Source organism: Pseudomonas sp. NPDC087639 (assembly GCF_044743385.1).
In the GTDB taxonomy this organism is placed as follows: Bacteria; Pseudomonadota; Gammaproteobacteria; order Pseudomonadales; family Pseudomonadaceae; genus Aquipseudomonas.
Genome location: NZ_JBIUWI010000035.1, coordinates 46,669 through 57,580 on the forward strand (window position 1 = coordinate 46,669; position 10,912 = coordinate 57,580).

The 10,912-nt window shown below is 60.8% G+C and carries 12 protein-coding genes; 3 read left to right on the plus strand and 9 right to left on the minus strand.

The annotated features are described in order from the left end of the window. Window positions 1-1,140, plus strand: a 1,140-nt coding sequence (locus ACIOVB_RS16095) for a malate:quinone oxidoreductase (RefSeq protein ID WP_401269263.1), incomplete at its 5' end; no start/stop codon positions are given. Window positions 1,141-1,218: 78 nt separating this feature from the next. On the opposite strand, the gene ACIOVB_RS16100 is transcribed toward ACIOVB_RS16095, so the two are convergent. Then, a complete protein-coding gene (locus ACIOVB_RS16100; RefSeq protein ID WP_401269265.1) occupies window positions 1,219-1,647 on the minus strand; it encodes a nuclear transport factor 2 family protein in 429 nt (142 codons plus the stop codon). A gap of 172 nt (window positions 1,648-1,819) precedes the next feature. On the opposite strand from ACIOVB_RS16100, the gene ACIOVB_RS16105 reads away from it, so the two are divergent. Both ACIOVB_RS16105 and ACIOVB_RS16110 read left to right on the plus strand, forming a co-directional pair. Further along, window positions 1,820-1,987, plus strand: a complete 168-nt coding sequence (locus ACIOVB_RS16105; protein ID WP_187677100.1) for a hypothetical protein — start codon at window positions 1,820-1,822, stop codon at window positions 1,985-1,987. A gap of 87 nt (window positions 1,988-2,074) precedes the next feature. Beyond that, window positions 2,075-2,521 carry an NUDIX hydrolase gene (locus tag ACIOVB_RS16110; protein ID WP_401269268.1) on the plus strand — a complete coding sequence of 149 codons (447 nt, stop codon included), beginning with the start codon at window positions 2,075-2,077 and terminating at the stop codon, window positions 2,519-2,521. Window positions 2,522-2,538: 17 nt separating this feature from the next. Here ACIOVB_RS16110 and ACIOVB_RS16115 read toward each other — a convergent pair whose 3' ends face one another. The 8 genes from ACIOVB_RS16115 to ACIOVB_RS16150 form a co-directional block, all read right to left on the minus strand. Next, complete coding sequence (locus tag ACIOVB_RS16115) at window positions 2,539-2,724, minus strand: hypothetical protein (protein ID WP_401269271.1); 186 nt, start codon at window positions 2,722-2,724, stop codon at window positions 2,539-2,541. A 149-nt stretch (window positions 2,725-2,873) separates the two neighbouring features. Then, a complete protein-coding gene (locus tag ACIOVB_RS16120; protein ID WP_401269274.1) occupies window positions 2,874-4,262 on the minus strand; it encodes an amidohydrolase family protein in 1,389 nt (462 codons plus the stop codon). Window positions 4,263-4,275: 13 nt separating this feature from the next. Further along, on the minus strand, window positions 4,276-5,643 hold the full coding sequence (locus ACIOVB_RS16125) for a nucleobase:cation symporter-2 family protein (RefSeq protein WP_401269275.1): 1,368 nt from the start codon (window positions 5,641-5,643) through the stop codon (window positions 4,276-4,278). A gap of 348 nt (window positions 5,644-5,991) precedes the next feature. Next, window positions 5,992-7,035, minus strand: a complete 1,044-nt coding sequence (locus ACIOVB_RS16130; RefSeq protein WP_401269277.1) for a CobW family GTP-binding protein — start codon at window positions 7,033-7,035, stop codon at window positions 5,992-5,994. A 74-nt stretch (window positions 7,036-7,109) separates the two neighbouring features. After that, entirely contained in the window at window positions 7,110-7,739 is a 630-nt protein-coding gene (locus ACIOVB_RS16135; RefSeq protein WP_401269280.1) for a UbiX family flavin prenyltransferase, read from the minus strand. Then, the gene (locus tag ACIOVB_RS16140) at window positions 7,736-9,121 is read right to left on the minus strand and encodes a UbiD family decarboxylase (RefSeq protein WP_401269283.1); all 1,386 of its coding nucleotides are present in this window, start codon (window positions 9,119-9,121) and stop codon (window positions 7,736-7,738) included. Before ACIOVB_RS16140 ends, ACIOVB_RS16135 begins: the two co-directional genes overlap by 4 nt. A 118-nt stretch (window positions 9,122-9,239) precedes the next feature. After that, entirely contained in the window at window positions 9,240-10,145 is a 906-nt protein-coding gene (locus tag ACIOVB_RS16145; RefSeq protein WP_034152486.1) for an amidohydrolase family protein, read from the minus strand. A gap of 4 nt (window positions 10,146-10,149) precedes the next feature. Continuing rightward, on the minus strand, window positions 10,150-10,912 hold a 763-nt coding region (locus tag ACIOVB_RS16150), incomplete at its 5' end, for an amidohydrolase family protein (protein ID WP_401269286.1).

Here is a 10,912-nt window from a genome sequence, read left to right on the forward strand (position 1 = left end):
GAAGACCCGGCTGTGATCACGAAGTGGGTTCCGCTGATGATGGAAGGGCGTGACCCGAACCAGAAGATCGCGGCCACCTGGAGCCCGCTGGGCACCGACATGAACTTCGGCGAAATCACCCGCCAGTTCGCCGGTTACCTGCAGACCAAGCCTAACTTTGACTTGAAACTGTCCAGCGAAGTGCAGGACATCACCAAGAACGAAGATGGCACCTGGCGCGTCAGCTACAAAAACCTGAAAGACGGCACCAAAACCGAAACCGACGCCAAGTTCGTGTTCATCGGCGCGGGCGGCGGCGCTCTGCACCTGCTGCAGAAGTCGGGCATTCCTGAAGCCAAGGAATACGCTGGCTTCCCGGTTGGCGGCTCGTTCCTGGTGACCGATAACCCGGCCATCGCCGAACAGCACCTGGCCAAGGCTTACGGTAAAGCCTCGGTTGGCGCACCACCGATGTCCGTTCCGCACCTGGACACCCGTGTTCTGGACGGCAAGCGTGTCATCCTGTTTGGCCCATTCGCGACCTTCAGCACCAAGTTCCTGAAAGAAGGCTCGTACCTGGACCTGCTGACCAGCACCACCACCCACCACATCTGGCCTATGACCAAGGTCGGCATCAAGGAATACCCGCTGGTCGAGTACCTTGCTGGCCAACTGATGCTGTCGGATGAAGACCGTCTGAACGCGCTGAAGGAATACTTCCCGAACGCCAAAGCTGAAGACTGGCGCCTGTGGCAAGCCGGCCAACGCGTGCAAATCATCAAGCGTGATGAAGCCGCTGGCGGCGTGCTGAAACTGGGCACCGAAATCGTTGCTGCACAAGACGGCTCCATCGCCGGTCTGCTGGGCGCATCGCCAGGCGCGTCGACCGCTGCACCGATCATGCTGAGCGTGCTGCAGAAAGTCTTCAAAGACAAAGTGGCAACGCCAGAATGGCAAGCCAAGCTGCACCAGATCGTTCCAAGCTACGGCACCCAGCTGAACAGCGATCCAGCCAAAGTGGCTGCCGAGTGGGCTTACACCGCCAAAATCCTCGAACTGCCGACTCCACCCGTGATCGGTCAGGCTGCTGCTCCGGCTGCACCTGCAGCTGAAAAAGCTGAAGCTCCGAAGGAAAACGCTGCACGTGACATGGCTCTGTAACTAGACGCCTGACACACAAAGCCCACTGAACCGGCGACGGTCAGTGGGCTTTTTTGTGTCTTTACCGTGGGCGGACGTTCAGGCTTTGGCGGTAGCCAGATAAGCTCCAAGCCGTCGCCCCATCTCTTCACCCAGCGCCTGCAATCCGCTTAACGGGCGCACCATTACTTCGAACTCGACAATCTTGCCGTGCTCATCGAAGCGAATCATGTCGATGCCCTTGAGCTCCTTAGAGCCGACTTTGGCGCTGAACTCCAGAATCACATTCAACCCGTCAGCCGTGGACAGTTCCCGGTGATATTCAAAATCCTCAAACACCTTGAACACCGTGTTGAGGATCATCGCCACCACCTGCGCGCCGGGATAGGGCGTGTGCGCCATCGGTGAGCGAAACACGGCGTTGGCATCAAGCAGCGTGGGCAGGGCGCTCAAGTCGCCGGTACGGATCATCTCGTGCCAGCGATTCAGGGATTCGGCAGCACTGGGTTGCAGATTCAGGTCAGTCATTTGCACCTCTGGGTTTTTATTGTTCTTCGACTCTAGATCAAAGCGCTGGCAGGGCAAGCTTGTTGTCGCTGCCTGAATACCACCCTATGACAGCTCCTACAGATCAGATCCCATCTGATACGCTTTTTTCGTTTCAATCTGCCCCTGTAATCGGTTCAGATGCAGGATCAAAATGCCCCGGCAGTTCGGTCACTCGCGACAGTCCTTCATCCCGAAGCGTCCAGTGCACCGCAAGCTCAGCATTGAGGAGAGCAACATGAACAAGATGGCGTTTTTTCTGGGTGGCTTTTTGGTACTGACCATCATGATTGGCCTGCTCGCGACGATTTCTCCGGTCTGAGGTGTGCGCTTCAAATGACGGCCACAGGTGTGCCGCGCAAATCGTGTTTAAATGCCGCGCCTCACACCTGTAAATGGATTTCAGCCCATGGCCGAACCTCGTATCCGCGCCCTAGCTCTCTGTGTTTTTCACCACAACGGAAAAATTCTGGTTAACCAGTTTCGTGACCCGGCGAGCCGGCAAACCTGTTTCCGACCTATTGGGGGCGGAATCGATTTCGGCGAGACCAGCGCCGAAGCGATCGTGCGCGAAGTGCAGGAAGAGTTGGGCCTGTCCATGACGAACCTGCGCCTGCTCGGCACCCTCGAAAACCTGTTCATCTACAACGGCAAACCGGGACACGAAATTGTCCAGGTCTACGATGCGATGTTTGCCGACGCCAGCGTGTACGCGCATACGCAGATTGAGGGTCATGAAAGCGACGGCGCTCCCTTCACCGTGCGCTGGCATGACAGCTCAAGCTTCAGTGAGCAGGCACCCTTGGTGCCGAAGGGATTGGGCGAACTGCTGAAGAGCGCCGGATTGCTGGATTGATAACGGACTCACGCCCCTTATTTGCCCTGGCGGCGCTCGACGCCGTCAGGGTTGCCGATATCCAGCAACCTCCTTTCCACCAATATATTCTCAAGCGCCTGACGTTCGACCGGCTTCATTTGGTGCTCGCGTTTTTTCAGCTCCAGCAGGATGGGGCTGGACCAGGTGCGATAGGTCTGTTCGATGTTGCGGCGGGATGTCATCAGTCTCTCCTTGATCAAGAGCCCGGTGTGGCTGGCAGGGGCTCTGTCCGATGAGGGAGTAACGTTAGTCGAGAATCCCTGAAGTCGCGAATCCACCGGTTTTGTGTAGGAGCAGCCTTCGGCTGCTCCTACACGGTTTGGCGGTGGGATCAATCGTCGACCTTCATCATCGCCTGCACACCTTCCCACGCCTCGGCGCGCATGCGTTCGATATCCAGCCCCGGAATCACGCCGTTATCCACGACCACACGGCCGCCGACCAGACTGTATTTCACTGTGATCGGTTCGCCCGCCACGACCGGTGCGACGGCGCTGTCGTGGAAACCGTAGAAGCGTGGGTGATCGAGACTGTAGATCACCAGATCCGCTGCCTGGCCGATTTCCAGCGTGCCGACCGCGCCCAAACCCAACACCTGCGCGCCGCCTGCCGTACCCCAATGGATGACGTCTTCTGCCGTGGTCGCCGAAGCGCCTTGTTCGGCGCGGTGGATCAGCCACGCGGTGTTGGCTTCGCCGACCATGCTTCCGGATTCGTTGGAGGCCACGCCGTCGACGCCCAAGGAGATCGGCACGCCGGCCTCATACATTTGCGGTATGGGCGCGACGCCGCTACCCAGGCGCGCATTGCTCACCGGGCAGTGGGCGATACCGGTGCCGGTCTGCGCGAGCATGCGGATTTCGCCGGGTTGCAGATGCACGGCGTGGGCGAACCAGACGTCGGGGCCAAGCCATTCGTGTTCGGCGACGAATTCCACCGGCAGGCAGTTGTATTTTTCGCGGCAGAAGTTCACGTAGTTTTGCGTCTCGGACAAGTGCGTGTGAAGACGCAGACCGAGGCCGCGAGCGGTGTGGGCCAGCTCACGCAGCAAGGTGGGCGGCAGCGAGAAGGTCGGCGTGGTCGGCGCCACCACGACACGTCGCATCGCATCCGGTGTGTCCTGGTGATACAGCGATTTCAGCCGTTCGATGTCGCCGACCATTTGCTCCAGACTTTCCGGTTGCAGGGCAGTTTTCGAGAAGCCCGGATGAGCGCTGGCCGACTCCAGTGCGCCGCCACGGCACAGGACGAAACGCAAGCCGAATTCATCGGCCAGATCGAACAGCAAATCGCCGGTCTCGGTGCTGCCGTGGGCGTGGTAGAGGTAGTGGTGATCGGCGCAGGTGGTGACGCCGGACAACAGTAACTCGACCATGCCCAGCCGCGCGGCGATTCGTGCCAATTGCGGCGTGAAGCGGTTGAGGCGCGGGTAGGGCACGCTGGCGAGCCAGCCTTGCAGATCCTGATTCAAGCCTTCGGGAACGGCTTTGAGCAGGTTCTGAAACAGGTGATGGTGGGTGTTGATCCAGCCCGGATAGACCACGCAGTGGCGCGCGTCGATCACCCGTTCGCCGGGTTGCGCGGCAAGATCGGCGGCCATTTCAGCGATCCGGCCATTGACCACGCGGATGTCCACGGCGCCGGCCCGGGCACGCGGGCCGCGCAGGCCGGTCATGACCGCGACCGGGTTTTTGATCAGGATGTTTTGCAATTGAGTCATGGCAGGCTCCAGTTCAGAGGATGTGCGAGGCGGACTTGCTGGCGGTGGAGTCGGGCACGCTGACGCCATTGAGCGCAGCATTGAGCAGCACCGACACCAGGCAGGCGATGACCACGCTGCTGTGCAGGAACGGCTGCGACCACGCGGGTAATTGTTTGAACAGGGTGGGCGCGAGCACCGGCACCAGCGCGGCGGCGAGGGTGAAACCGACGATCAGCACGTTGTAGCGATTGCGCTCGTAGTCGACTTTGGCGAGGGTCTGAATCCCCGCCGCCGCGACCACGCCGAACATGGCAATGCCGGCGCCGCCGAGGGCTGCGGTCGGCATCGAGGCGATGATCGCCCCGGCCTTCGGCACCAAAGCAATCGAGCACATGAGCAAGCCGCTGACCGCGACCACCCAACGGCTGCGCACGCCGGTCAAAATCACCAGGCCAACGTTTTCCATGAAGGCAATAAACGGGAACGCAGCAAACATCCCGGCGATGGTGCTGGCCAGACCGTTGGCGCGCAGGCCGTTGATCACCTGCTTGTCTTCCACGGGTTTTTCGACGATGTCGCCGATCGCCACAAACAGCCCCATCGACTCGACCATTTGCACGATCATCACCACCACCATGGTTGCGATGGGAATCAGGCTGAAGGTGGGCAAACCGAAGTAGAACGGATAGGGCACGGTCAGCCACGGCGCTTCTTCGACGCTGTGAAAACTGCCCATGCCCAGGCCATACGCCAGACCTGCACCGGCCAGCATGCCCAACAGCACCGCCATATTGCGCAGCATCGGGCTGCCGTAACGGTTAACCAGCAGAATGGTCAGCAACACCACCACCGCCACACCGAGAAACGCCGGTGCACCGAAGTTGCTCGCATTGCGCCCGCCGCCGACCCATTCATAGGCGATCGGGAACAGTTGCAAGCCGATCACGGTGACGATGCACCCGGTCACCACCGGCGGGAAAAACCGCCGTAGTCGACCCACGAACGGCGCGATCAGCATGGTAAAAATCCCGGCACCGATCACCGCCCCGCAGACGCCGGCAAACCCCACCTCCGGGTTGCTGCCGATGGCGATCACTGGGCCAACACTGCTGAACGCCACGCCTTGCAAAATCGGCAGGCGCACGCCGAACTTCCAGAACCCGACGGTTTGCAACAGGGTGGCGATGCCGGAACAGAACAGCGTGGTGCTGATCAGCGCCACCGTTTCGGCATGGGACATTTTCAAGGCACTGGCGACAATCAACGGCACGGCGATGGCGCCGATGTACGAGACGGCCATGTGTTGCAGGCCGAGGGTGAGCATCTGTCGTACCGGAAGAATGCGGTCGACGGGATGTACGGTGGATGCGGTTTGCGATGGGGATGTGGCTGACGACATGGGGAAACACCTCTGGCTGTTTTTATGCGGTAGAGAGGGGTATTCGTCTGATGCTTGCGAACCTGTGAACACTGAAGATCGGTTGTTGGAATGAGCGCTTGGAGTGAAGAGGAGCCTGTGGCGAGGGGATTTATCCCCGATCGGCTGCGAAGCAGTCGCAAATGCTGTGCATGCGGTTTGTCTGATCAACCGCGAGTTCAGGTTTTGGGGGTGCTTCGCACCCCATCGGGGATAAATCCCCTCGCCACAAGTAACCTCATCACAGGGTTCATTCCATAGATTTACAGTGCCTGATCGGCATCAGTCATTCGTGCCCGGAACCGCCATCCACCGGCTCCGATGCCTTGTTCAGCCTGCCAGGCAGGCGGCAAAGCCTTGATTCAGTGCCGCGCGGTCCAGGTCGCGGCCGATGAACACGATCTTGCTCGAGCGCGGCTCCGTGCCCCACGGGGTCGACGCGCGGAACTCCACCAGGCTGTGTACGCCTTGCAACACGTAGCGTTGGTCTTCATTGGCCACCGCCAGCACGCCTTTCATGCGGTACAGATTGTCGGCCTGCGAAGAGCGCAGTTCACTGATCCAGCGGTGAAAGGCCATCAGATTGACCGCGCCGTCCACGGCGATGCCGACCGAGGACACGCTTGGGTCGTGTTGGTGGTCCGCTTCTTCGTGGTGATGTTCGTGGTCATGGTGGTCGTGCTCATCAGCGCCGATTTCCATCAGCTTCTGTGTGGCTTCGAAGGCGCCGATACCGAGGATTTTCGACAGGTCGATTTGCGCATTGGTGGAGGTCACAAGATCCGCCGTGGCGTTCAACCCACGGATTTTGCCGCGCAGGGTTTCCACCTCTTCAGGGCTGACCAGATCGACCTTGTTGATGACGATGCGGTCGGCGCAAACGATTTGGTCCACGGCCTGATTGTCGACGCCGTCCAGTTGCAGATCTTCCAGATGCTGGGCGATGTGCTTGGCGTCGACCATGGTCACGATGGCGTCGAGTTCGACTTCATCGGCAATCGGGTCGTTGATGAAAAAGCTCTGTGCCACCGGGTACGGATCGGCGAGGCCGCTGGTCTCGATCAGGATGTGATCGAGCCGCACCGGGCGCGCCACCAGTTCACGGACGATGCGTACCAGGTCCTCGCGAACCTCGGCGGTGCAGCACACGCAACCGTTGACCATCTCGTAGATTTCTTCGGTTTCCGAGCTCAGCACTAGATCACCGTCGATGCCGACTTCGCCGAATTCGTTTTCGATCACGGCGATTTTGCGGCCGTGGTTTTCCTTGAGGATGTAGTTGAGCAGGGTGGTTTTGCCAGCACCGAGGAATCCGGTGAGGATGGTGACGGGGATTTTGGTGTTCGGGGTTGGGGCGTTGAAGGGGGTGTTCATCTAAAGCTCCTTACCTGTGTTTTTGTCGGAGTGCGATCAACTGTGGGAGCGAGCCTGCTCGCGAATGCGGTGTGTCATTGAGCGGTGATGCCGACTGACCCACCGCTTTCGCGAGCAGGCTCGCTCCCACAGGGTTCGGGGTTTTCGCGCCAGCGGGTGGCAGTACCGGCATCGAGCCCGAACAGGTCGAGCACCCGGCCGAGGCTGTGGTCGACCATTTGCGCGAGGTTTTCCGGGCGGGCGTAGAAGGCCGGCACCGGCGGGGCGATGATTCCGCCCATTTCGGTAACGGCGGTCATGTTGCGCAGGTGGGCCAGGGTCAGCGGGGTTTCGCGGGCCATCAGCACCAGCGTGCGGCGCTCCTTGAGGGTGACGTCGGCGGCGCGGCCGATCAGGCCCGACGAGGTACCGGTGGCGATCTCCGCCAGCGTGCGCATCGAGCACGGCGCAACCACCATGCCCAGACTGCGGAACGAACCACTGGCGATCCCGGCGGCGACGTCGTCGGCGCGGTGGTAGTGGCTAGCCAGCGTGGTGACATCGGCCAGTTTGTAGTCGGTTTCGTGGGCCATGGTCAGCAGCGCCGCACGGCTGATGATCAAGTGGCTTTCGATGTCGAGTTCGTTGAGCAATTGCAGGAGGCGCACGCCGTAGATGAAGCCGGACGCGCCGCTGATGCCGACCACCATCCGCTGACGGTTCATGACTGCAGCCCTTTGATCAGTTGCCGGGCGCGTTGGAGCACGTCCTGATCGAGTTGCGCCTTGATCCCGTCAAAACCCGAGCCGCGTGTGGCGTCCAGACCCATGCGTGACGTGGTGCCGTTCGCCGAAGACGACGGATCGAGCGGACTGCCGGGCAAGCCGTCGATGGTGAAAATATCCAGGTGCGGCTGGAAGTGCGTGGCCAGCGCCCACAGCACTTGGCTGTCATCGCTGATGTCGATATCGCTGTCCACCGCGATCACGGTTTTCAGGTACGGGTCCCAGCCGAGCAAGGCCAGCATGATCTGCCGCGCCTCGCCGTCACGGCTCTGATCCAGCGCCACATAGCAATGGAAATGCGTGCCGGAGTTCGGGTAATGCACGGCAGTGACGGCGGGGAAACGCGCCTTGAGCTTTTCGCTCATTTCCGCTTCACGGGGCAGTCGCGCCAGCGTCAGATGTTCGGCGTAGCGGCCACCCATCACGTCGACCAGCCAGGCGTCCTTGCGCCGCAGCAGGGTATCGACACGCAGCACATTGTTGGTCGAGCGATCCGAGGAGTAACCGCTGAACTCTCCGAACGGGCCTTCCTCGGCGTAAGCCGTCGGATCAATCGCGCCTTCGAGCACGAATTCGGCATACGCCGGTACACCGATGCCGTAGCGTGGCGTCTTGACCAGCTCCAGCGGCGCGCCGAACAAGCCGCCCGCCACCGCGCGTTCATCGCTGCCGTAGGGTAAACGTGCAGCAGCGGCGAGCATGAACAATGGGTGCGCGCCGACCACCATGGCCACCCGCAACTCTTCACCGCGCTCGCGGGCGGTTTGCAGCATCCGCCACAGGTGTCCGCGTGAATGCAGGCTGGTGGCGAGGGCCTGACGGGCATGGCGCATCGAGCGGTGATAGCTCATGTTGGCGATGCCGGTGACGGGGTCTTCGGCAATGATGATTGCGTTGGTGATGTACGGGCCGCGATCGCTGTCGAAGTGCTTGAGCATCGGCAGCAGCGCCAGATCCAGCGTTTCACCTTCGAACACTTCATCCAGCACCGGGCCGCTTTCCACGAAACGTGGCGGGATTGGCTGGTTGGCACGGGTCTGGAAGGTTTCGTGCAGCTGCGCCGGAGTGACGCCAAACATTCGGGCAATGCGGGTGCGGGAGGCGAAGAGATTGGTCGCCACCGGCACGCCGAGACCGCCGACGTTTTCGCAGATCAGCAGTGGATCGCGGCCCTGTCCGGCAAGGGCGTCGACCAGGGCGGTGACGTCCTGATCGGCAGAAAGCGCTTGGGTGATGGTCAGCACATCGTCCGGGTATTCACGGCGATAGGCATCGATGAACGCGTGAAAGTCCTGAGAGTCGCCGAGCGTCGAACGGGTCATGGTTTCACCTCGTAAAAAGCAGGCACGCAGGGGTGAGTCGGCAATCAATCGACAAGCCGTTGGCCTGCCGGTCGAACGAACGCCGGATCATCTTCGTGCCTGTAAAGTCGCTGTGTGCCTACAGGTAAGTCGTGGTCAGGCGAATATCTGCCTCAACCAGATCCTTCGGCGGTGGCGTCGGTTCGATCCCGCACAACCGGGCGATGTTGTTGCCCAGGTAGTCTTCCAGATGATCCTCATCAATCCCCAACCCCTGCGGCGCCGGCGAGCACAGCACCTCCAGCTCACGCAGCCACATGCCCGGTTCGTTCGGCGGTGAATCGGTGCCGAAGACGATCTTGTTGCGCGGCAGTTCCTTGGCGAATTCGACGATCCGCGACTGGAAGCACCAACCGGATTCGCAGTACACGTTCGGCGTGTCCATGGCCATCCAGAACGCTTCGAACGAGTAGTTGCCGCCAGTCTGGATACCGAAGTGGCCGATGATGAAATTGACCATCGGGAACTCGCGGATGATCGGGTAGAACATGGTCGGAATCGTGTACGGGCCGTCGCCGGTGTGGATCAGCACGACGATGTTGTACTTGGCGCAGACTTTCATTGCCGGACGCAACCAGTCCAAGGCCCGGTCCGGGCGATAGCCGTGCATGTTGGCGTGCAGTTTGAGCATCTTGAAACCGTATTCCTTGATGTGGAATTCCAGCTCCGCCGCCCCGTTTTCCGGCCCCCAGCGCGGGTTGAAGTTGAAGTTGCCGATGAAGCGATCCGGGTACTTCATGCAGAGCTCGGCGATGTAGGACATGTAATCGCGCACGCCCTCACGCCCCCGGCGGTTGCCGTCGCGATAACCGGTATTGCCCGGTGGCGGCTGGATGAAACCCATGTCGATACGGCGCGGCTTGCCGTTGATCATGTACGGGCCGTCCATCAGCTTGAGCATGCGTTCGCCGGTGAACGGTTCGCCGGTGTGGCGCCAGGCCTCGTCGACCAGGTTGGTGGGGTGCAGATGGGTATCGATAATCATCGCTTCAGCTCCTGGCCAATTGCGTGGTGACGGGGCGCTTGAGCTGCGCCTCTGCTTCGGAAACGGAACGCGGTGGCGGCGTTGGCTCTAGGCCGATCATCCGCGCGGTGTTGTTGCCCAGGTACTCTTCGAGGGTGTCCTCGTCGAGGTTCAGGCCTTGCGGCGGTTCGTGGCACAGCACTTCGAGCAGACGCAGCCACATGCCCGGTTCGTTCGGCGGGGTGTCGGTGCCGAACAGAATCTTGTGCGTTGGCAAGACCTTGGCGAATTCGACGATTCGCGATTGCAGGCACCAGCCGGATTCGCAGTAAACGTTGGGCAGCTCCATCGCCCATTGCATCGGTTCGAACACGTAGACGCCGCCGGTCTGCACGCCGAAGTGGGCCATGATGAAATCGACGTTGGGGAATTCCTTGATCATCGGCACCCATTCGGACGGGATGCTGTAAGGGCCGTCGCCGGTGTGCAGCTTGACCGGGATACCCAGCTCGGCGCACTTCTCGAAGCATGGACGCACCCAGTCCAGTGCGCGATCAGGCCGGTAGGCGTGCATGTTTGCCTGCATCTGGACCATCTTGAAACCGTGTTCCTTGACGTAGCGCTCGATCGCCTCGACGCCGTTCTGCACTCCGCAGCGCGGGTTGTAGACGAAGCAACCGATGAAACGGTCGGGGTAGGTCTGGACCATTTTCAGGGTGTAGGCCATGTAGGCGTCGATGGATTCGCGGCCCGAGAGTTCGCCGTCGGTCCAGGTGTAAATCGTGTTG